General features: G+C 40.4%; 20 protein-coding genes. 3 read left to right on the forward strand and 17 right to left on the reverse strand.

The genetic code is table 11. From position 1 onward, the window contains the following. Positions 1 to 6 precede the first annotated feature (6 nt). The 5 genes from VJJ03_RS02325 to VJJ03_RS02345 all read right to left on the reverse strand — a co-directional run bounded on the left by VJJ03_RS02325 (position 7) and on the right by VJJ03_RS02345 (position 2,950). Positions 7 to 171, reverse strand: a complete 165-nt coding sequence (locus tag VJJ03_RS02325) for a hypothetical protein (RefSeq protein WP_323973588.1) — start codon at positions 169 to 171, stop codon at positions 7 to 9. Then, on the reverse strand, positions 152 to 385 hold the full coding sequence (locus VJJ03_RS02330) for a DUF6922 domain-containing protein (protein WP_416377840.1): 234 nt from the start codon (positions 383 to 385) through the stop codon (positions 152 to 154). Before VJJ03_RS02330 ends, VJJ03_RS02325 begins: the two co-directional genes overlap by 20 nt. Before the next feature lie 69 nt (positions 386 to 454). After that, the gene (locus VJJ03_RS02335) at positions 455 to 766 is read right to left on the reverse strand and encodes a hypothetical protein (protein WP_323973592.1); all 312 of its coding nucleotides are present in this window, start codon (positions 764 to 766) and stop codon (positions 455 to 457) included. After that, on the reverse strand, positions 756 to 1,244 hold the full coding sequence (locus VJJ03_RS02340; protein ID WP_323973594.1) for a hypothetical protein: 489 nt from the start codon (positions 1,242 to 1,244) through the stop codon (positions 756 to 758). Before VJJ03_RS02340 ends, VJJ03_RS02335 begins: the two co-directional genes overlap by 11 nt. Before the next feature lie 179 nt (positions 1,245 to 1,423). Continuing rightward, a complete protein-coding gene (locus VJJ03_RS02345) occupies positions 1,424 to 2,950 on the reverse strand; it encodes a GH3 auxin-responsive promoter family protein (RefSeq protein WP_323973596.1) in 1,527 nt (508 codons plus the stop codon). An 85-nt stretch (positions 2,951 to 3,035) separates the two neighbouring features. Here VJJ03_RS02345 and VJJ03_RS02350 point away from each other — a divergent pair, with 85 nt between their 5' ends. Continuing rightward, a complete protein-coding gene (locus VJJ03_RS02350) occupies positions 3,036 to 3,833 on the forward strand; it encodes a DUF2797 domain-containing protein (protein ID WP_323973598.1) in 798 nt (265 codons plus the stop codon). A gap of 1 nt (position 3,834) precedes the next feature. Here VJJ03_RS02350 and VJJ03_RS02355 read toward each other — a convergent pair whose 3' ends face one another. The 12 genes from VJJ03_RS02355 to VJJ03_RS02410 form a co-directional block, all read right to left on the reverse strand. Beyond that, positions 3,835 to 6,159, reverse strand: coding sequence for a TonB-dependent receptor domain-containing protein (locus VJJ03_RS02355; protein WP_323973600.1), 2,325 nt, complete (start codon positions 6,157 to 6,159; stop codon positions 3,835 to 3,837). A gap of 352 nt (positions 6,160 to 6,511) precedes the next feature. Beyond that, a complete protein-coding gene (gene lysS / locus VJJ03_RS02360; RefSeq protein ID WP_323973602.1) occupies positions 6,512 to 8,194 on the reverse strand; it encodes a lysine--tRNA ligase in 1,683 nt (560 codons plus the stop codon). A gap of 257 nt (positions 8,195 to 8,451) precedes the next feature. After that, positions 8,452 to 9,477, reverse strand: a complete 1,026-nt coding sequence (ruvB, locus tag VJJ03_RS02365; RefSeq protein WP_009746410.1) for a Holliday junction branch migration DNA helicase RuvB — start codon at positions 9,475 to 9,477, stop codon at positions 8,452 to 8,454. Positions 9,478 to 9,539: 62 nt separating this feature from the next. Next, a complete protein-coding gene (gene recO / locus VJJ03_RS02370) occupies positions 9,540 to 10,250 on the reverse strand; it encodes a DNA repair protein RecO (RefSeq protein WP_009746409.1) in 711 nt (236 codons plus the stop codon). After that, positions 10,247 to 11,392: a hypothetical protein gene (locus VJJ03_RS02375; RefSeq protein ID WP_323973604.1), complete on the reverse strand. Its 1,146-nt coding sequence runs from the start codon at positions 11,390 to 11,392 to the stop codon at positions 10,247 to 10,249. The genes recO and VJJ03_RS02375 overlap by 4 nt, the downstream gene beginning before the upstream one ends. Before the next feature lie 66 nt (positions 11,393 to 11,458). Beyond that, entirely contained in the window at positions 11,459 to 11,806 is a 348-nt protein-coding gene (locus tag VJJ03_RS02380) for a DUF2853 family protein (protein WP_323973606.1), read from the reverse strand. A 231-nt stretch (positions 11,807 to 12,037) separates the two neighbouring features. Then, positions 12,038 to 12,601: a 5-formyltetrahydrofolate cyclo-ligase gene (locus VJJ03_RS02385; RefSeq protein WP_323973608.1), complete on the reverse strand. Its 564-nt coding sequence runs from the start codon at positions 12,599 to 12,601 to the stop codon at positions 12,038 to 12,040. Further along, entirely contained in the window at positions 12,598 to 15,345 is a 2,748-nt protein-coding gene (gene uvrA, locus VJJ03_RS02390; RefSeq protein ID WP_323973610.1) for an excinuclease ABC subunit UvrA, read from the reverse strand. The genes VJJ03_RS02385 and uvrA overlap by 4 nt, the downstream gene beginning before the upstream one ends. Before the next feature lie 103 nt (positions 15,346 to 15,448). Continuing rightward, positions 15,449 to 15,973, reverse strand: coding sequence for a gamma carbonic anhydrase family protein (locus VJJ03_RS02395; protein ID WP_323973612.1), 525 nt, complete (start codon positions 15,971 to 15,973; stop codon positions 15,449 to 15,451). Positions 15,974 to 16,162: 189 nt separating this feature from the next. Beyond that, complete coding sequence (locus VJJ03_RS02400) at positions 16,163 to 16,831, reverse strand: hypothetical protein (RefSeq protein WP_323973613.1); 669 nt, start codon at positions 16,829 to 16,831, stop codon at positions 16,163 to 16,165. An 84-nt stretch (positions 16,832 to 16,915) separates the two neighbouring features. Further along, entirely contained in the window at positions 16,916 to 17,257 is a 342-nt protein-coding gene (locus VJJ03_RS02405; RefSeq protein WP_323973615.1) for a DUF7668 domain-containing protein, read from the reverse strand. Positions 17,258 to 17,338: 81 nt separating this feature from the next. Next, positions 17,339 to 19,498: an LTA synthase family protein gene (locus VJJ03_RS02410; protein WP_323973617.1), complete on the reverse strand. Its 2,160-nt coding sequence runs from the start codon at positions 19,496 to 19,498 to the stop codon at positions 17,339 to 17,341. 92 nt (positions 19,499 to 19,590) lie between these two features. Here VJJ03_RS02410 and VJJ03_RS02415 point away from each other — a divergent pair, with 92 nt between their 5' ends. Both VJJ03_RS02415 and VJJ03_RS02420 read left to right on the forward strand, forming a co-directional pair. Next, positions 19,591 to 20,514, forward strand: a complete 924-nt coding sequence (locus VJJ03_RS02415) for an ABC transporter ATP-binding protein (protein WP_323973619.1) — start codon at positions 19,591 to 19,593, stop codon at positions 20,512 to 20,514. A 42-nt stretch (positions 20,515 to 20,556) separates the two neighbouring features. Next, positions 20,557 to 20,787 carry a DUF6341 family protein gene (locus tag VJJ03_RS02420; protein ID WP_323973621.1) on the forward strand — a complete coding sequence of 77 codons (231 nt, stop codon included), beginning with the start codon at positions 20,557 to 20,559 and terminating at the stop codon, positions 20,785 to 20,787. Positions 20,788 to 20,941: the final 154 nt, after the last annotated feature.

Consider the following 20,941-nt stretch of genomic DNA (forward strand, 5'->3'; position numbering starts at 1 on the left):
AAAAAATCATTTCTTTTGTCTGTTTTTATGGGAGATTTGAAATAATTCATACCTTAGAGCCAGATTAGTTCCTCCAACCAAACAATATTCGGAAAGTTCCTCTAATGACATTAATTTCTTAAGTAACTCTATTTGAGATTTTCCTACAGCCTTATTGTCTTTTATCTCCATAGTTGTATAATTTTTGGTAATAATTTATACATACATCATCGGTTTCAGTAGATTTTTCCACAGCTTCTTTTATCTCCTTCAAAGAAAAGTTATCTTCTATAAAATGGATTTCCCTATCTGTTCCTCTCATCATAATTCTACCGATGATAAAGATTTTATCTTTCTCTAAATCTAAATCTTCAAAAGAACAATCCCAAAAAACTCTTGGATTTATATTTTTTCTAAATCTTTATTCATAAATTTTTATTTTTTAATCTATTTTAATTTGTACAGAAGTAAAATCTTAATTTCCTTGTGCCATTCCATATATAGCTATTAGTGGAATACAAAGCAATTCTAAGAATAACAGCAACCCTATTAACATAATGAGCCATAAGCTACGCATTTTGGGTTGTTTTCTCCAAAATAATATACAAAAAACGATACTTATGAGTAATTGTAAGACAGTAATAGGCAATATAATTTGAATAGGATAGGTAAACTTGCTATTATCATACCTTAAAAGCCCCCAAACTGCCATAAGATAGACTCCAAAAAGCACAATGGCTATTGAAATATTATATTTCCCTAAAACTTTTATGGAATTATTTATCATTAGTTATAGGCCTTTTATGGATAAATAGAAGCATCAAACAGCATATAACCAAGCTAAAAAAGAGAGATGTAAAAAGTCCTATGGTCATATCGTTTATACTTTCCATAACATTGGTTCCTATCATATCTTGTTGGCTATTGGATTTTAATCCATAGTAGCTATAAAATATAACTGATAATTGCAGGATAATGTATATACAAACAAAAATAGGGATAGACTTCTTTTTTTCTTCAATTATATTTCTCTTGTTTCTGAAAAGAATATATCCCCCCAATAAAGAGATGATTAAAGCATTGATTATGGAAAAAAAGGCAACTTTATCAACAAAATTATATATTACATCTATGATTGTGGAGCTAACATTGTCTTCTATTTGGAATTTTAGGGATACATAACACCCTATAAGATACATAATATCAAATACAATAAAGAGCAACAACCCTAATATAATTAGTATTTTGATGATATTTTTCTTCATAGTAATTTTTATTACATCTCTTTCTCTCAAAGTCCCTCATTATCTTTCCTTTGTTTTAGGTATACTGAAAAAAGGTTCTACCTAACACAGGCTAAGACAATTCCTGATGAGCATAGTTTTCCGTAGAGGCGCAATTTGCTGCGTCTTAACGAATTAGACTATACAATCATTTTCTACTATTAATTGGCATTATTATCCTTTAGCTTCCAGATTGCCTCAAAGTAATCACGAGTGTTAGAAAGGCGCGGAATCTTATGTTGACCTCCTAACTTGCCGTTTTCCTTAAGCCAGTCGTGGAAGAGGTTCTTTCGAGCAATGTGTATCTTGGGCATAGCAAGGGTCATATCGTTATAGCGCTTGGCTTCGTAATCGGAGTTGAGTGCTTTTAGTTCAGTGTCCAAGGTGCGGGTAAAGGCTTCTATATCCTTAGGAGCGGTTTCGAACTCAATGATCCACTCGTGCCCACCGCTCTTGTTGCCCTGCATGAAAATAGGTGCCACGGTGTATTCTATCACGCTACAATGGTGCTTATGACAGGCTCTCTTAAGCGCTTCCTCGGTGTTCTCTATGATAAGCTCTTCCCCAAATACGTTGATATGGTGCTTGGTGCGTCCTGTGATCTTGATACGATAGGGCGAGGTGGAGGTAAAGCGTACTGTATCGCCTATCTGATAACGCCAAAGCCCTGCATTGGTAGTAATCACCATAGCGTAGTTCTTACCTACCTCTACTTCCCATAGCGGAATGGCCTTCTGGGCGGGGGTGCCAAAGCTATCCATAGGGATAAACTCATAGAATATACCATAGTCTAACATCAGCAGCATTTCGTTGCTGTTGTTTCTGTCCTGTATGGCAAAAAAGCCCTCGGAGGCGTTGTAGGTCTCATAATAGCGGAAACTATCGGAGGGAATAAGCTGCTTATATTGCTCTCGGTAGGGGACAAAGCTTACTCCTCCGTGGAAATATACCTCTAAGTTTTTCCATATCTCCAATATGTTTTCCTTACCTGTATAAGCAAGAGCTTGTCTTAGGAGTACCATCATCCATGAGGGGACGCCTACCAAGCTGGTTACATTCTCCCGTGAGGATTCCGCTATAATAGCTTTCATCTTGGCTTCCCACTCGCTCATCAGCGACACCTTGGTGGAGGGAGTACAGCTGAATTCCGCCCAGAAAGGGAGGTTATCTATGAGTATGGCTGATAAGTCGCCAAAGATAGTGCCGTTTTCCTCATACAGTTCCTTACTGCCTCCCAAGCGTAGGCTCTTACCCGTAAAGAGGTTGGAGTCGGGATTATTGTTCAGGTACAAACAGAGCATATCCTTACCTGCCTTGTAGTGGCAATTTTGGAGGGCTTCCTCGCTTACGGGGATAAACTTGCTTTTGGCATTGGTCGTACCACTGCTCTTGGCGAACCATTTGATAGGGGTACACCAGAAAAGGTTCTGCTCCCCACGGCGGGCACGCTCTATCATGGGTTCTATGTCTTCATAGATAGTGATAGGGATACGGGAGGCAAAATCCTCATAGTTTCGAATGGAAATAAAGTCGTATTTCTTGCCCATTTCGGTGGCTTGTGCCGCTTCTAAGAGCTTGGCACAGACATTCTCCTGTACTTCGTGAGGGTGTTTGATAAATTCTTCTATTTGGTCTATACGCTTGCGTAAAAACCAAGAAGCTATGGAATGAATAATCGTTAAAGCCATATTTTTCTTTAAAAAGGTATATGAAGTTGATTTATTTTTATTATTTTTGTCTTTGATAAAAACAGGACGTAAAAGTACAAAAAATATGAAAACCTACCAAACGGTTTTAAGAAAAATGCGAACTGAGGCACAAGCCCCTGTACAGTATTACCTTCCCTTAGAGGAGGAAGAGCTACCCATGAACGACCTATTAGGGCATTCCATCTCTTTGTGCTTTGTGGGTTACCAGTGCTTGCATTGTGGACAACACAAAGAGATCTATAGGCAGGGACTCTGTAAGAAGTGTTTCTTTGAAGTTCCTGAGGTAGGGGAATGGATCATCCGCCCAGAGCTAAGCAAGGCTCATCTGGGTATAGAGGATAGGGATTTGGCTTACGAACAGCAGATACAACTACAACCACACCTACTTTATTTAGCCAATTCCAGCGAGGTAAAAGTAGGCGTTACCCGCAAAACACAGATGCCTACCCGCTGGATAGACCAAGGCGCTCATGAGGCCTTGGTAATGTTGGAGGTACCCAACCGTTATTTGGCAGGGATAGGGGAGGTAGCACTCAAGATGCATATCTCCGATAAGACCAATTGGCGTAAGATGCTTACCAACCAACTTCAGAGGGTAGACTTACCCTCAGTGAAGCAAGGGCTCAAGTCTTTCTTACCTCAGGAGGTACTTCCCTATTTCAGTGAAGGAATACCTGTATATGATATTACCTATCCAGTCCTTAGGTATCCTACCAAAGTAACCAGCCTTACAATGCCCAAGACCCTACAATATCAGGGCAGGCTTATGGGAATCAAAGGGCAATACCTCCTCTTTGAGGATAACGCCGTCTTCAATGTACGCGGACACGAGGGGTTTGTAGTGGAAATTAGTTTTTCTTAAATTACATCCGGTTGTTTTCCTCCTCATTCGTTTCTTTTCCTTTGTATTTGCTTCGGGTAGTGTTGAAGTTATAGCTTATCCCTATCTTGAAACTAAAATTACTGTAGCTATAGGCGGTACTGTTACTGATGTATGAGTTTTGTATACGGGCATGTCGGTTCAGCCCATTATAAAAGTCGGAGGCTACAGCATATACAGAAAGTGATTGGTGGAAGAATGCACGTGCTACTCCTACAAATACACCACTTACAGGCTTGTATATGTAGTAGGCTTCTTGCATAGATCCTTTGCTCTTATAGAGAAGCATAACTAAAAAAAGCCAATTTTCTGAAGGGGTGATTTGGTTCATCCATTCTACTGAAAAAAGGCCTTCACTTTTGTAAAACACCTTATCAGCAAAAGGCTTTTCATAGGTAAGGGTAAGTTTAGGCATCCACTTTCCTATTTGTTTTTGAGCATTAAGTGCACATTTCAGTAGGCTAAAATCGTCATAATTACGAAGGATTTCTTCTACTGCATCGGAGTTGATAGAAGAGAGTTGGTAATCGGCATAAATTCCCTTGTGAATATGGGAATAAGTAACGGAAGCTGATACAGGGCCATAAGTGGCCAGCGTATTCCACTCATCAGTGAGTTGAGGTGTAATATAAGGGTTTCCGCGATTGTACAGGAAAGAAGAAACATAGCTATTGTAGTCACTGAGATCATGGAAGGCAGGGCGCTTAATTTTGCGAGCATAGCTGAAAGTTATTTGAGTTTTCTCCCAAGGGAAAGCTACCGATACATTAGGCAACCAATCTCGATAGGTCTTACTTTTCGCTTCGCTTTTCTGCTCGTTTTCATAATAATCAAAATCAGCATACTCATAGCGTGTGCCAAGTTTTAGATTTACCTTTTTGATAGGATAGGAAAAGCTAAGAAAAGCATCCGAACGAGTTTCGGTATTTTTAACATTAAAAGCAGAAAGTACATTGTCTTGGTAATTCTCAGTGCGGTGTAGGTTACTTACCTCAACACCATAGCCAAGAGTCCCTTTGCCTAACTGTTGAAAGAAGGTGGTCTTGAGTCCCCACCAATCGGAAATCACATCGGAATGCGTGTGTACGTTGCGAGAGGTTGTATTAAGGAGGTTGTGCTCAACAATGTCTGAAGTATTATCAGAACGCAGACCGATATAATCCACATCAGTTTGCATTTTTAGCACATCAGTGAGTTTGCCTTCGTAATAGGCATTGACACTGAGTTTTTTGTCTTGCTCAAATTGGTCATACTCGTTGCGCCCCCGAGCAGTAAGCAATTGGTTCTTATAAGTGGTCGTTTCTTGAGTGCTAAAGTTATGTCCGATGAAAGGTATAATACTCCCTCTTATGCTCATACCCAGAGAGTGTTCTTCAGAGAATTCGTGTGCAAATCCTATCTTTGTTTTGATGTTTTTGTGCTGATTTTGATGGGTTTCATCATTGAGTACTCGCCACTGGTTATTTTGGGTAAATACTTGCAAATCCTGAGCTACATTATAGTCTTCTTGGTTAAAATGATTATCATTACTTATGCTTGTAAACCAGTCGGTTTTCCCTTTACGATAGTTGAGGCTTAGCCAAGTTTCATCCATTATGCCTTTTTTGAAAAAATAGGAGGTGTTTTCAACTGCCCCACTAAGTCCATCTCCTTGTTTCTTTTTAAGTTTGATGTAGATAACAGCGCCTACTGTATTATCGTACTCTGCGCCTGGTTGGGTTTCCATCTCTATACTCTCAATATCTTTTGGAGATAGCTGATACACCTCATCAAGGTTACGCACCCTGCGATTATTAATATAGAAGATGGGATTCCCCTTGCCAAAAACTTCGAAACCACCACCTGTATAGGAAGTACTAACCCCAGGTAGGAAGTTCAATAGCATATCGGTAGTGGGCAATTTCTGCAAGGTAGATTGTGCTACATTGGTACTAATGCGAGTGCCTTTCTGTTCCAAAATAGGACGGCGGCAAGCAGTAACAACCACAGCATCTAATTCATTAGAAGTAGGAATTAGAACAATTGTACCCAAATTACTACTTGTAGGAGGAAATACTTCCCCTTGATATTCCAAATGTGTGATTTTAATAAGCACCTTTTTGCTGTTAGCGGGATTGGGTAGTTCAAAAAAACCATATTTATTGCTGATAGCTCCCTTTACTAAGGTAGAATCAGGGAGCGACATCAGAATAATATTCGCATCACTGATGGGCTTCTGATCGGGGTTGACCAATGTGCCTCTAAAAGTAGTCTGTGCAGCAGTGGTGGCACTAATGATTAAGAGTAGTGATAGGATAATATTTTTCATCTTTATATTTTTGGTTAATGAAAATGGTAGTTAGTTTTCTATCACAAAAGTATAACAAAATAGAGTATTATGCAATACATGGTATTGTTAAAAATTTATTTTTCTAAGAGTAATCTTATTCCTGGTCATTATATCTTTATTATTTGGAATATAAATGTATGATGGCTAATTTACAACTATTGTAATATATAAAGCCCCAAACTTAAAACTTGGAGCTTTGTTATGTGTTAAAAAATTTGTATTGTTATCGAAGGTTTATAATGCCCAATTTAAGGGTAGTGGGGCTCTCTGAAAAATGAATCAAAAAGAGTGAACTTAGTTGTCATTTTACTATCCATTTTTCGTTTTTCTCTTAGAGCGGTGTAACCCAGAGGATATCATCTTCTTTGCTGACAGCTGCTACTTTCTTAGCAGTAAGTCCTTTGATTGCCTTATCCCATTTTTTATTAGAAAAACCCGTTTGAGTTTTCAGATTCTCCAAGAGAGATTTTCCTTCCTTTTTAAGGATTTCGAAGATCTGTTTTTCGTCATCGGAGAGTTCTACTTCCTTGCGTTCGGGGCGCATTTGTGGGAAGAAAAGTACTTCTTGTATAGTCTCATTGTTGGTTAGAAACATAATAAGCCTATCCATACCGATACCCAATCCAGAAGTAGGCGGCATACCATACTCTAAGGCGCGGAGGAAGTCTTGGTCTATGAACATTGCTTCGTCATCACCACGTTCGGAGAGTATCATTTGTGCTTCAAAGCGTTCGCGCTGATCGATAGGGTCGTTTAGCTCAGAATAGGCATTGGCGATTTCCTTACCACATACCATCAGTTCAAAGCGTTCAGTAAGGTTCTTGTCGTTGCGGTGTTCCTTGGTAAGTGGCGACATCTCTTTAGGGTAGTCGGTGATAAAAGTAGGCTGGATAAAGTTGCCTTCGCACTTTTCTCCGAATATCTCATCAATGAGCTTACCCTTGCCCATGGTGTCATCTACTTCTATACCCATGGATTGGGCAAAGGCTCTAAGTTCGTTTTCGCTCTTTCCTGTAATGTCAAAGCCTGTAAAGCGTTTGATGGCTTCGGTCATCGTAACACGCGGATAAGGTGCTTTGAAATCCACTTCGTGCTTGCCAAAGGTTGCTTTGGTAGTGCCATTCACCGCCTTAGCACAGTACTCCAAGAGGTTTTCGGTGAATTCCATCATCCAGTTGTAGTCCTTGTAAGCCACATATATTTCCATTCCTGTAAATTCAGGATTGTGGGTTCTGTCCATTCCCTCGTTGCGGAAGTTTTTGGCAAACTCATATACCCCATCAAAACCGCCTACAATTAGGCGCTTAAGGTAGAGTTCGTTGGCAATACGCATATAGAGCGGAATATCCAAAGCGTTGTGATGAGTAATAAATGGACGAGCGGAAGCGCCCCCAGGAATCGCCTGAAGGATAGGGGTTTCTACTTCTATATACCCATGATTGTTGAAATACTCACGCATCGCATTGAATAGGCGGTTACGCTTGAGGAACACCTCTTTTACCTGTGGATTCACGACCAAATCCACGTAGCGCATACGGTAACGTTGTTCTACATCATTGAACTCATCGTGTACCTTTCCTTGGGCATCTACTTTGGGGAGCGGTAGGGGACGTAAAGTTTTGCATAATACCTTGAAATGCTTTACGTCTATGGATTTTTCCCCCATTTGAGTGGTAAAGAGGGTACCTTTCACTCCGATAAAATCGCCTAAGTCGAGAAGCTTTTTGAACACCTCGTTGTAAAGAGTTTTGTCTTCTCCTGGACATAATTCGTCCCGTTTGAAATAGAGCTGTACGCGTCCAGAACTATCTTGTAAAGTAGCAAAAGATGCCTTTCCTTGTATACGAAAGGACATAATACGACCGGCGACGGTAACTTCTTTTCCTTCCTGATATTGTGTTTCTATGTCTTTAGCGAGGAAGTCCACAGGGAATAACTCCGCAGGATAGGGATTGATGCCTAATTCTCTGAGCTTGGTGAGCTTCTCTCGACGGATAATTTCTTGTTCGGTCATTTTATTAAATTTATGAGGGCAAAAGTACAAAATAATGATTAATGAACAATGATGAATGAGTATTTATTATTTATTAACAGTATTCTTATTATGGTAAATATCCTTTTCTAAAAGTACTTTTCCCCGAGCTATTTTCCCCTGCAACCACTGTGATCCCGCTAATTTGAATAGCAGCATGACCAATGGTGCGGAAATTCTCAGTAACTACTTTTATATTGGATTGCATATTTTTTTACTTTTCACTTTTCATTATTCACTTAAAACAATGTCGGTTGCCCATCATGGAAGCGTACTTTTCCTAAGTGCTTATAAGCAAGGTCGGTAACCTCACGTCCGCGAGGGGTGCGGATGATAAACCCTTGTTGGATCAAAAAAGGTTCATAGACTTCTTCAAGGGTTTCGGCATTCTCAGAAACAGCAGTGGCAAGGGTGGTGATTCCCACAGGACCGCCTTTGAACTTGTCAATGATAGTAAGGAGGATCTTGTTGTCCATCTCGTCTAAACCATGGGCATCTACATTGAGGGCTTTCAGCGCAAAGCGAGTAATTTCTATATCTATCTTGCCATTACCCTTGATCTGGGCAAAGTCACGTACACGCCTTAGCAGTGCATTGGCGATACGTGGAGTACCTCGACTACGTCCCGCCAGTTCTATAGCAGCCTCCATAGAGATAGGTACACCAAGTATGTGAGCACTACGTTGGATAATATCAGCCAAGAGTTCGGTAGTGTAGTATTGTAATCTGCTCTGAATGCCAAAACGTGCACGCATAGGAGCAGTAAGCAAACCCGAACGGGTAGTGGCGCCAATGAGAGTAAAAGGATTAAGGTTAATCTGTACGGTACGGGCATTGGGGCCTGATTCTATCATGATGTCTATCTTATAATCCTCCATAGCCGAATAGAGGTATTCCTCTACGATGGGGCTAAGGCGGTGAATCTCGTCAATAAAAAGTACATCACGCGGCTCTAAGTTGGTTAGAAGCCCTGCTAAGTCACCAGGTTTGTCTAAGACAGGGCCTGAGGTAATTTTGATGCCTACTCCCAGTTCATTGGCTAAAATGTTGGCAAGGGTAGTCTTCCCCAGTCCAGGAGGTCCATGAAAAAGAGTATGGTCAAGAGCTTCTCCACGAAGATTCGCCGCCTTGACGAATATTTTAAGATTTTCCAAAATAGCTTCCTGCCCCGTAAAGTCGTTAAAGGAAAGTGGACGTAGTGCACGCTCTATATCCAACTCTTGAGGAGAAAGGTTATTTTTCTCAGGATTCAGGTTTGCGTTCATAGAATCATTGGGTCAAATTAACCACGCCACAAAAGTACAATAAATTTCCTTAGAAAGCAAGTCTATAGCACGCTTTTAAGGACTTCCCATGAGTGGGGAATCTTAAAGGCGGGTAGGTGCCAGCGATAGTAGTTCAGCAGTTGTTCTAAGAGGTCATTACGCTCCTCTCGGCTCATTTTCAGTTGGCTAATCTCCTCCATGGAGTGGGTGAGGAAGAATTTTAAGAGGAGGCTTTCCTTCTCATTCATAAGAAAATGCCCATTGTGCACAGAAACAAATACCCCTGCTTCCAGGTCAAAATAAGGCAATTCCATAGCAGAAGTATTGGGTAATACTCCTAAGTAAAGAGTGAGGTCTACAAGAAATTTTAGATGAAAATTGGTAAAACTTTCAGCTTGATCATACCACTGTAAACTTTCTTCCCAGAAGGAAAAAAGAGGGAGGTTGGGATGTTCTTCCTTCAGTACACTGCTCCCTATTTCTGCTAAAAAGAATAGTACAGAGCTGCGTATGACACTCTGATGTAGCTTCTTATAAGGATAGTTTATCTTTACTTCCTTGATATATTCTAAAGTCCCATCATTACGCTCTGTAGTGATAAGTTCCAACTGGCTTAGAGGCTCAAAATATGCAGGGGTAATAGCTTTTTTTTTAGGTACTAATACTCCCTTGAGTAGGTATGAGCGTACTCCTTCCAGTGTATAACAGCGTACAATAAGGCTGGTCTCCTGGAACTTTAAATGAGAGAGGACAATGGCTTTGGTATGTATCATTCTTTCGAAGGAGGTGTTTTGTGAGGATTGATAGTGAGGGTATCACTACTGTTTAGGAGTGTTCCAAGCTTATCATCAAGACTCTCTTCATTAAGAAAATTGATATAACGAATTACCGAAGAAAATGCATTACGAATGTTTAAGATTCCTTGTTGTACTTCTTCCTTGTTTAGGTTAGGATTTTCCTTTACTTCACTTGAGAGGCTTCTTACATAAGTTTCAAAGAGTTTGAGACGGGATTTTATCTCATCACGATTAAATTTTTCAGGAAAATTTCCTTTCGCCCATAGCTGTCGGATTTCATCTTCTAACTGAAAAAGCCAAAAATAGATACTGTTATAGGAACTTTTGATGTTTTTCTCTTTACTTAAGAGTTTTTCAGCTGATTTTTCTATTTCTTCTTGGTATTTTTCAGGCAAAAGAAGCTCTGTTCGGTAAAAAGAAATGTAGTCCTCAGCTACTTCTTTTTCGTCATATATAATAGTAAAAGTATATTCTCCATACAAAGGAGTTTCTACTTGCATATCCACTTTAAGCCAACCTTCAGCAAGAGATGTAAGTTTGGTGTAAGGCTCTAATGTATTGAGAGAAAGACTATCCAAATGGAGGAACTGCTCTCGAATAGCTTTCTTGTCTTTCTGGCGAATGATTTCCATTTTTATTGTCTTGATACCAGAGGAAGGGGTAACCCGTATAGAAAAAGTATAAGGAATATCTTTGAGCAACATTTCTTGCCAAGCAAAAGAAGCATTTTCATCAGCTTTGCGCTTGACAAACTTATAAATAGTATCAGAAGGGCTCTCTGATGCACGCCAATCCTGTTGTATGCTTCCGTTAATCTGTATATTCTCCCTGGCGTTAGGGTAGAGCCTTTTATATACATAGAGGGAATCAGGATTAATATTTTGTAATATAGAGACTGCTTGACGTTCAGGAGAAATGCTCAACAGAATTTGGTAAATGGTTTTCAATTCATACCAATCACGAATATTCTCTGCAGCTTTCTCTGAGAGTTCAGGATAGGTGTATTTTTTGATATACACACTTTTTGATTCTTGTCTTTGAGATGTATTTTCTTTTTGATTGTGCTCGCAGGCTACTGCAAAGACAATGAACAGATATAGGGCTATTTTTTTCTTCATTTTTTATATTTAATGAAAAAAGGCTACCTCACATAATGGCAGCCTCTGAAAGTTTGTTGTAGTGCATTATTTATTGTATACACTTTCTTTCTTGAAATGTTTGGTCAATAAGTAATAAACTACTGCACGATACTTGTTCTTGTTGGACTTACCGTATTTTTCTAGTACACTATTAATGGCGGTATCCAGTTCAGGACTGTCTTTTAATCCTAACTTTTTGATTAGGAAATTGTTCTTTACCAAGTCCAATTCTCCTTGGTCAGAGCCTGAAACTTTGGAAGCATCATTATTGTAAATAGAAGGACCTAATCCCTTAGTTACTTTTGTTAGTAGTTCCACATCAGGTTCTGCTACACCACATTTTTCTTTTAAGTCAGCAGTGTAAAGCTCAATTAATTCAGCTTGTGTACTCATATTTGTATATATTTATGATTAACAGCCGTAAAAGTAGTACATTTTTTTATCTCTAGTGATACTTTAACAAAAGATTATCACTTGTAATATCTTATCAGATAATTTCTCCTTTGTACTGATAGAGAATAACTCTTTAATTTCCATTGTTTCATGATGGTTGATTTGATTTATACAATTTTCTATATACTAGAAGATTACCATATTGTTACTTTTACCTCTATAATTTCTACCTCAAAACGTAAAAACTCTCTCAGGAGTTAGTACGTAGTCTAAAGGAATATCTTCTTTCCTGATACCCTCTATAGCGGTTTCAGGCAGGAAGAAGGAAAGCCCCACTTTGAGGGTAGTTGTCAGGCATTCGGCTAAAAAATGGTCATAAAAACCCTTGCCATAGCCTACACGGTTGCCCTTGATATCATAGGCTAAGAGGGGAATAAAGACCACTTCGATCTCTTCACTTTTCACAAGGGTGCCCCCTTGTGGTTCAGGGATATGCCATTTGTTGTTGGCTTGTATCTGGGCGGGATCATAGAGAAAGTGCTCCATGCGTACGGTCTCCATAACGGTACGGGAGACGACTAACCTTTTGTCTCGCTCTAGGATTAAGTGAATAAGGGGAGCAGTATCTACCTCGCCAAAGGAGAGGATAGAAAGAAAGCAGTGGAATACCTCCTTGTCCCAAATGGAGAGTTGTAAGGACTGTTCAGCAATCTGCTGGCTTAGTAGGGCTTGCTGCGCTGGGGTAATGGCTGCCCGCTTTTGCTTATAGAGGGTTCGGAGGGCTTGCTTATTCATAGATATTGTCCTGTATAGCTGTTTTTATTCTTTTTAATCTCCTCTGGGGTACCTGACCCTACGAGTTTACCGCCTTGGGCACCGCCTTCAGGGCCTAAGTCTATGATATAGTCAGCTCGGCGAATGACCTCTACATTATGTTCAATGACGATGATGGAATGTCCGCGCTCAATCAAAGCATTGAAGGAGCGTAGCAGTTTGCCTATATCGTGGAAGTGAAGCCCTGTGGTAGGTTCGTCAAAGATGAATAGGGTAGGGGTCTCCTGATAGGATTTCACTAAGAAGGAAGCCAACTTGATACGCTGGGCTTCCCCCCCCGAAAGGGTAGAGGAGGGCTGACCTAAGGTTACGTAGCCTAAGCCTACTTCCTGCAAGGGAAGTAGCTTTTGGGCGATTTTCTCCTGCTTGTGCTGAGTAAAGAAGGCTATGGCATCGTCAATGGTGGTTTCCAAGAGGTCGTATATGTTTTTCCCTTGGAAGGTAACCTCCAGAATCTCAGGCTTAAAGCGCTTGCCATCGCAGGCCTCGCAGGTTAGGTGTACATCAGCCATGAATTGCATCTCTATGGTTACCTCTCCTTCACCCTTACAGGTCTCACAACGACCTCCTTCAGTATTGAAAGAGAAGTGTTTGGCAGTATAGCCCCGCATCTTGGCGAGCTTTTGGGAGGCAAAGAGCTGGCGAATATCATCATACGCCTTGATATAGGTAACGGGATTGGAGCGGGTGGACTTGCCTATGGGGTTTTGATCGATAAACTCTACTCGCTTGATATAGGAGAACTTCCCATCCATACTGCTGAACTCGCCTACTTGATCAGCAGGCTGGTCGAGCTTGCGCAAAAGGGCTGGGTAGAGGATATGCTTGACCAAGGTACTCTTTCCACTCCCTGATACACCTGTTACGACGGTGAGCATATCCAATGGGAAGAAAATATCTATATTTTTAAGGTTATTGGCTCGTGCACCTTTGATTTCTATAAAGTGTTTCGAGGTGCGCCTCTTTTTAGGCATTTCTATAGTGTGCCTACCGCTGAGGTACTCCCCAGTAAGGGTTGGTGCTTGGAGGATTTCCTTATAGGTACCAGTAGCGACCACCTCACCACCAAGGGTTCCCGCTTCAGGACCTATATCTATGATATAGTCGGCAGCTTTCATAATATCTTCATCGTGTTCCACGACGATAACGGTATTGCCCAAATCTCTTAGAGATTTGAGCACATGAATAAGGCGCTCGGTGTCCTTGGGGTGTAGCCCAATACTGGGTTCGTCCAAGATGTACATAGAACCAACCAAGCTGCTACCCAAGGAGGTGGCCAAGTTAATGCGCTGGCTCTCTCCCCCTGACAGGCTGTTGGATTTGCGGTTGAGGGTTAAGTAACCCAATCCCACATCCAAGAGGTAGTGTAGGCGGTTGTGTATCTCCCTTAAGAGGCGTTCGGAAACCTTCTGTTCGTAGGGGCTGAGGGTGAGATTATCAAAGAAAACTATCAAGTCAGAGATTGGCATAGAAACCAAGTCCGAAATAGACTTGCCTCCTATATGCACATAATTGGCTTCGGGGCGGAGTCGCTTGCCACCACAAGCATAGCAGGTGGTTTTACCTCGGTAGCGGGCAAGCATCACCCTATTCTGTATCTTATAGTTCTTTTCCTCCAATTCCTTGAAGAAGGCGGTGAGCCCTGTAAAATACTCATTACCGTCCCATACAAGTTGTTTTTCTGCCTCAGTCAACTCATACCAAGGGCGATGAATAGGAAAATCAAACTTATAGGCATTATTGACCAACTGATCTCTGAACCACGACATGGTTTCCCCACGCCAAGGGTAAATCGCATTGTCATACACCGAAAGGGAGGTATTGGGGACAATGAGCGTCTCGTCTAAACCTATAGTGTCGCCATAACCCTCACACACAGGACAAGCCCCATAAGGGTTGTTAAAGCTAAAGAGTTGTACATTGGGTTCCAAAAAGGTAATTCCATCGGCTTCGAACTGGTTGGAAAAGTGGTGTTCCTCTCCTGTGGTCAAGTCTTCCACAGAGCAAACGCCTTTTCCCTCAAAGAAAGCGGTACTTACCGAATCGGCCAAGCGTTGGGCGGTCTCTTCTTCGTGATCCACTATGATACGCTCTATGACTAATTGAAAGTCACTTTTGACCTTCTTGAAATCCAAATCACTAAGGCGCACGACTTCTCCTTGGTAATTAATACGGGCATATCCCTGCTCTTCCAATAGGCGGAGTGTCTGCTCGTAGGTACGCCCAGCACTAAGGGTAATAGGGGAGAGGAGCAATAGCTTGTGCTCATCGGGAAAAGAAAGGATAAAATCCACTACATCGGAGACGGTATCTTTCTTGACCTCCCTGCCCGATATAGGGGAAAAGGTATGCCCCACTCGTGCAAAGAGTAGCTTTAGGTAGTCATACACTTCAGTGGAGGTACCCACAGTGGAGCGAGGATTGCTGGTATTGACTTTCTGTTCGATAGCAATAGCAGGGGAGATGTTCTCAATGAAATCCACCTTAGGCTTGTCCAGCCTACCCAAGAACTGGCGGGCATAGGAACTCAGGCTTTCCACATAGCGGCGTTGTCCCTCCGCATAGAGGGTATCGAAGGCCAATGTAGATTTTCCAGAGCCTGAAAGCCCCGTTACCACCACTAATTTCCCCTTGGGAATAGCTACACTGATATTTTTAAGATTATGTAATTTAGCTCCTTTGATAAGGATTTGTTCTTCTTTCATTTTTTTTATTTTTCATTCTTCACTTTTCACTCTTCACTTTTCACTCTTCACTTTTCACTCTTCACTTTTCACTCTTCACTTTTCACTCTTCACTTTTCACTTTTCACTTTTCACTTTCTTGGTACCACTGTGCATACTTCACATAAGCATTAGCAATACGGTTTATTTCTCCTTCGGTAAGTTCAGGGGAGATATCCTTAATCTTCTTGGCGGGTACCCCTGCCCATACCTCACCCGACCCTATATGGGTGCCTTTGGTAACCACTGCCCCTGCCGCTACGATGGAGTTGCTCTCCACTACACAGCCGTCCAAGACAATGGCCCCCATACCGATAAGTACATTGTCCTTAAGGGTACAGCCATGTATGATGGCATTGTGTCCTATGGAAACATTGTTACCGATAGTGGTAGAGGTTTTCTGGTAGGTACAATGTACCATGACATTGTCCTGTATATTCACTTTGTTGCCGATAACAATAGCATTCACATCGCCCCGAAGGACGGCATTGTACCATACGCTACAATCCTCTCCGAGGGTAACCTCGCCGATAAGGACGGCTGTTTCGGCTATAAATACGTTCTTTCCTATAATGGGAGCTTTCCCCCTGAGTTCTCTGATGATAGGCATAAAATAGTTTTGTAAAGGGTTCAAAATCAACCATTAAGTGATAGTTCTTTTGGGATACATCTATTGGGCAAAGATACGATAATTTATTTAGAGTATTTAACCCGATAGGATTCAGTATATCAGAGTTATTAGTAGAGCTACCTTTGTCATAGTGGTAGCTGGAAAAAAGGTTTTATAACATCAAAAGTATTAAGGTTTTGAGGTCTTCTTTTTCTTTTTGTTCTCGAAAATATTTCCTTTGTCAGGGATTACTTCTACTTTAGGTTGCTGTGCTCTAAGGGCTTTTTCTTCTTCCCAAGTAGGAAATTTACGTTCCTTGATAGAAAGAAGTCTCTCCTTAAGAAAAGGGAGAAATGCTTCTGCATCAAAATCTGTAAAACGGTTCTTATACTTTAGTAGATAGTACGCTAAGAGGTCGTAAAGATCATCACAGAATTTCTTGTGTATTTCCTCATTGCTCAGTTCCTCATAGTCCTCAGCTATGAACACAGGGTCTATATGGAGGTATTCTTTTTTTATGGTGTATTCACCAATGACTTCTTCCTTTTTGTAATAACGGGCATAAGTCTTACATTTGGTAACTCTAGGGAATACCCTTATGACTAGGCTTACCTTCTTAAAGTAATTAAATTTCATTATATCATATACCTTATCGGGATATTGTATAAAGATTTCATCAGGATATTCTTCAGCAGGTCTGAGTATCTTATCCTTATCTTTCCATTCTTTTATAAGGATACCTCCTATAGCATCTTGCCAGTCTCCATCTAAATAATCCCTTATGTAGTGGATACTTTCGTGGAAGACCTTATATTTTTTATAAGCATATACTTGTGCTGCACAAATAAAGAACCTCATATATTTTATAATTAGAGTTGTCGGAACATGTAAAACGATATTACCTTCTCATAGCGCTCGTAACATGGTTATACAAAGACTTTCTTAAGGTATATATACATCATAAATGACCACCTCCTCAGCCCCATCATTTATATAGCAGGAAAGAGCAAGCATCAGGTCGCTTCTGCCTTCTTCTTTTGTCCAGAAGGGAATATATACATCAAGGCTCTTTTTCTCTTCAATAAAGTAACTTTTCGCTAGGTCAAAAGCTTCATCAGGCAAAGGGATTATCTTATATGGGTATAGGTGAATTACATACGCCAAATCCTCTATAAGGATATCTCCATTTTGCCCCTTGCGCTCTATGGAAGCATAATCATCAATAGAGATATGGTATACCATCTCCTTGATAATAGGGATAAAAGTACTTAGTTCTAAATCCATTGACACGTTAGTTAAAACGCAATAAATCACGTCTCAATTCATCAACTCATCAACTCATTGCCAAATCGGCAAATCGACTCATTAATTATTCAGTTCCCCGTTCTTTAGTAAGAAATAGGTAGTCTCGTAAGCGGAAATACATTCTTTCATCAGTTTTTCATCAGGTTGAGCTACTTTGAGCTGTTGGTAAAAAATAGGTTGTTCTGCCTTAGGTTGTTCAGCCTCTGGAACAATTTTATATTGTATCTGTTCCCGCAAAGGCTTGATGATAGAAAGAGTGTCAGGGGTGAGGTAGCCCAACTCTCGGTAGGTAGCTATATAGGCGCGCGGTTCGTAATACCAAGTGCGGATATTCTGACCTAAGAACTTGCTCTCATAAGAAAAGTTCAAGAGTCCCATTACGGTAGGCATTACATCTATTTGAGAAGCAAGCTTATCTATCTGTTCGGCTTCTAAGAAGTCAGCATAGATAAGGCAGGGAATACGATACCTATCCAAAGGCAATTCGGTACGCCCAGCACTCGAAGCGCAGTGGTCGGCAACAATCACAAACACTGTATCCTTAAACCACGATTCTTTTTTAGCGAGTTCAAAGAAGAGCTTGAGTGCATAGTCAGTATATTTTACCCCGCCACTACGCGACTTAGCCGTACCTGGGATATCAATGCGACCTTCTGGATAGGTAAAAGGGCGGTGGTTGCTCACGGTCATCCAGTGGTTAAAGAAGGGTTTGCCTGTTTTTGCTTGGGCATTCATCTCCTTAATGGCTTTGCGCGCCATATCCTCATCACTTACTCCCCAGATGTTGGCAAAGGTAATCTCCTCAGGAGTAAAGTTGTCTCTATCTATGATATCGTAGCCGTTACCAGCGAAGAAGTCTTTCATATTGTCAAAATAACTATAGCCCCCGTAAAGATATTTTACGCTATACCCTTTGGACTTGAAGACACTCCCCGTGGTGAATTTGTCCTTGTTATCCTTGCGCTTAACGATACTCTCACCAGGGGTAGGAGGTACACAAAGGGTTAGAGCCTCCAAACCGCGTACAGTACGGTTACCCGTAGCATATAAGTTGGTCAGGAAAATACTCTTTTGCGCTAAGCTATCAAGGAAGGGAGTAATGCCCTCTGTATTGCCATAAGCAGCCATAAACTCCGCAGAGAGGCTCTCGACTGAGATAAGCACCACATTTTTATGCTGTTCGTCAACATTTCCTTTTACAGAATATCCTACTACAGAATATGGTAGCTGCTTAACAGGATTATAGTATCGTGTCTCACAGCTTGCACAGCTTGGTATAGGGGTCTCTACCAGCTGTGTCTTAAAATGCTTGAAAAAGGTGGTTCTTGCCTCCTCTTCGGGTAGGGTAGGGTAGAACTGGAAGAAGTCTAACTCGCTATGGGTAAAAGCATAATAGAACTTATACACCCCATTGGCACGTATCTCCTGAACGAATACATTGTTGGACTTCACTTCATCAAACTTGGGACTCACCCATAAGCTCAATAGGAACAATGCCACATAGCCCGCCAAGAATAAGCCTTTTTCTTTGAGATTTGGGATGGTCTCAAGAGTAGATTTTGTCTTTTTATAAAGGAAAATAGTTAGCGCAAGCACCACAACAAATACTCCTGAGAAGAGCGGTACCACAGGGTAGCTCTCCATAATATTGCCGATGACCTCCGTGGTGTAAATGAGGTAATCCACCGCGATAAAGTTGTACCGTATCCCGAACTCATTCCAAAAGAAATATTCGCTAACGGCATTCATCACTATGGCAAAGGTATAGATAAATAAGGTAATGAAATAGAGTACATTACGCACTTGCTTGCGCCACTTGCCTGCAAAGAGCATCGCTGCAAAACAAAGGGTCTTTGCCCCAAAGAAGTACAAGGCAATTTCCTCAACCGAACCCCCATACTGATAGAATATATTATTAGGTACAAACTGTATATAGCCCAAGAGCAAGAGCATTGCCCCAAGGATAATATAGCCATAGGGCTTTTGGTACTTTACATTGGCGATAAAAAGGAAGTAAAGCACCAAGATACTGAGGGCTAAGATGGTGATAAATATGTCATTGAAGGTGCCTACCAAAAGCATACCCAAGACCTGACCCAATGAAAAGGAGGTTGTGGTAATGGGGTGTCCCATAAAGATAATCCTCAGGACAAAAGAGATAACTATATATAACCCACCTACATAAAGAAAGGGTTTGAGCTTGCTAAGCCATGCTTTCATAAAGATAAATTTTTGGCAAAGATACAACAAACAAATGAGATAATGATTATCTTGGAAATAATTCTTATTTTTGCCCCTCAAAAATAGTACAGATGCTTATTGTAAAAAATGTTTCTTATACTTATACGGATACAAAAGTGCTTAAGAATATTGATTTTAGCCTTTGTCCGGGCGAAATCCTTTCTATAGTGGGGGCAAGTGGTTCGGGTAAGTCCACCCTACTTAAAGCCATATATGGGCTTTTTGACCTTGAGCAAGGAGAAATCTACTGGAAAGGTACCCGTATTACAGGGCCTGCTTATAATTTAGTGCCGGGATTTCATAAGATGAAATACTTAGCACAGGATTTTGGACTGATGCCTTATATGACAGTGGAGGAGAATGTGGGTAAGTTCCTCTCTAATTTGGATTTGCCAAAGAAAAGAGCACGTATAGCTGAACTTTTAGGGATGACCCTTATGCAGGACTATGCCAAGGTGAAACCAATTTTTCTCAGTGGTGGACAGCAACAGCGTATAGGATTGGCACAGGTATTGGCTCAAGCTCCTGAAGTGCTTCTCTTAGATGAACCCTTTAGCCAAACAGATAGCTTTTTGAAGAATAAAATACGACAAAATCTCTTTACTTTTCTTAAAGAAAATAGGATTACTTGTATTATAGCTACTCATGAAAGTAATGAAGCCTTAGGTTTCTCGGATAAGATTATGATACTTCAGGAAGGAAGGCAGCTTCTTATAGATACGCCTGATAGGGTGTATCATACACAAAATGAATATATAGCTTCTCTCTTTGATCTTGTAAATAAGGTGAATAAAGGTAGGAAAAGACTTCTTTTATATCCTCATCAAATCACTATTGTGCCTCAGTCCGATTGGAAAGTTATTATACAAAATTGCTTTTTTCAAGGAAGTCATTATTTAATAGTTTGTAAGGAGGATAAAGGAGAACTGATATATGTAAGACATACGGAAAAAATAGAAAAAGGAAAAAAAGTTTTTTTAGAAGTAAAAAAATAGAAAAAAAATTGTATATTTGCACCAGTTAAAAACAACAACATTATGACAACATTTTTTAAAGGAATTAAATATTTCTTTGAGGAAATAGCCTTTGCTCCTTATGATTATTTAAGACACTTAGAACTCTCTTCTTGGTGGTGGGCTAATATCATTACATGGATTATGTTAGTAGTACTATTGGGATTTTTCTTCTATTGGGTGAAGCAATTGGTTAAGTTCTCCAAAGAAGGTACAGAAAGAGTAGATATTACGGCACATTCATTCTTTAAATAACAAATAAAAAAGAGAAGAATATTAAAAGGCGACTTGGTGAAAGCAAGTCGCCTTTTTACTAAAAAATTGTTCATTTTATTATATATTATTGATAATTAGATAATTGTATTATTTTAAACAAGGTTTTTACTTAATAATATTAAAAAAAGCATAA

Source organism: Capnocytophaga sp. G2 (assembly GCF_035282625.1).
Taxonomy (GTDB): Bacteria; Bacteroidota; Bacteroidia; order Flavobacteriales; family Flavobacteriaceae; genus Capnocytophaga.

Coding starts and splice junctions, on each gene's coding strand:
- VJJ03_RS02325 (WP_323973588.1), bottom strand. CDS start 171: ATGGAGATAAAAGACAATAAGGCTGTAGGAAAATCTCAAATAGAGTTA.
- VJJ03_RS02335 (WP_323973592.1), bottom strand. CDS start 766: ATGATAAATAATTCCATAAAAGTTTTAGGGAAATATAATATTTCAATA.
- VJJ03_RS02340 (WP_323973594.1), bottom strand. CDS start 1,244: ATGAAGAAAAATATCATCAAAATACTAATTATATTAGGGTTGTTGCTC.
- VJJ03_RS02345 (WP_323973596.1), bottom strand. CDS start 2,950: ATGGCTTTAACGATTATTCATTCCATAGCTTCTTGGTTTTTACGCAAG.
- VJJ03_RS02350 (WP_323973598.1), top strand. CDS start 3,036: ATGAAAACCTACCAAACGGTTTTAAGAAAAATGCGAACTGAGGCACAA.
- VJJ03_RS02355 (WP_323973600.1), bottom strand. CDS start 6,159: ATGAAAAATATTATCCTATCACTACTCTTAATCATTAGTGCCACCACT.
- lysS (WP_323973602.1), bottom strand. CDS start 8,194: ATGACCGAACAAGAAATTATCCGTCGAGAGAAGCTCACCAAGCTCAGA.
- ruvB (WP_009746410.1), bottom strand. CDS start 9,477: ATGAACGCAAACCTGAATCCTGAGAAAAATAACCTTTCTCCTCAAGAG.
- recO (WP_009746409.1), bottom strand. CDS start 10,250: ATGATACATACCAAAGCCATTGTCCTCTCTCATTTAAAGTTCCAGGAG.
- VJJ03_RS02375 (WP_323973604.1), bottom strand. CDS start 11,392: ATGAAGAAAAAAATAGCCCTATATCTGTTCATTGTCTTTGCAGTAGCC.
- VJJ03_RS02380 (WP_323973606.1), bottom strand. CDS start 11,806: ATGAGTACACAAGCTGAATTAATTGAGCTTTACACTGCTGACTTAAAA.
- VJJ03_RS02385 (WP_323973608.1), bottom strand. CDS start 12,601: ATGAATAAGCAAGCCCTCCGAACCCTCTATAAGCAAAAGCGGGCAGCC.
- uvrA (WP_323973610.1), bottom strand. CDS start 15,345: ATGAAAGAAGAACAAATCCTTATCAAAGGAGCTAAATTACATAATCTT.
- VJJ03_RS02395 (WP_323973612.1), bottom strand. CDS start 15,973: ATGCCTATCATCAGAGAACTCAGGGGGAAAGCTCCCATTATAGGAAAG.
- VJJ03_RS02400 (WP_323973613.1), bottom strand. CDS start 16,831: ATGAGGTTCTTTATTTGTGCAGCACAAGTATATGCTTATAAAAAATAT.
- VJJ03_RS02405 (WP_323973615.1), bottom strand. CDS start 17,257: ATGGATTTAGAACTAAGTACTTTTATCCCTATTATCAAGGAGATGGTA.
- VJJ03_RS02410 (WP_323973617.1), bottom strand. CDS start 19,498: ATGAAAGCATGGCTTAGCAAGCTCAAACCCTTTCTTTATGTAGGTGGG.
- VJJ03_RS02415 (WP_323973619.1), top strand. CDS start 19,591: ATGCTTATTGTAAAAAATGTTTCTTATACTTATACGGATACAAAAGTG.
- VJJ03_RS02420 (WP_323973621.1), top strand. CDS start 20,557: ATGACAACATTTTTTAAAGGAATTAAATATTTCTTTGAGGAAATAGCC.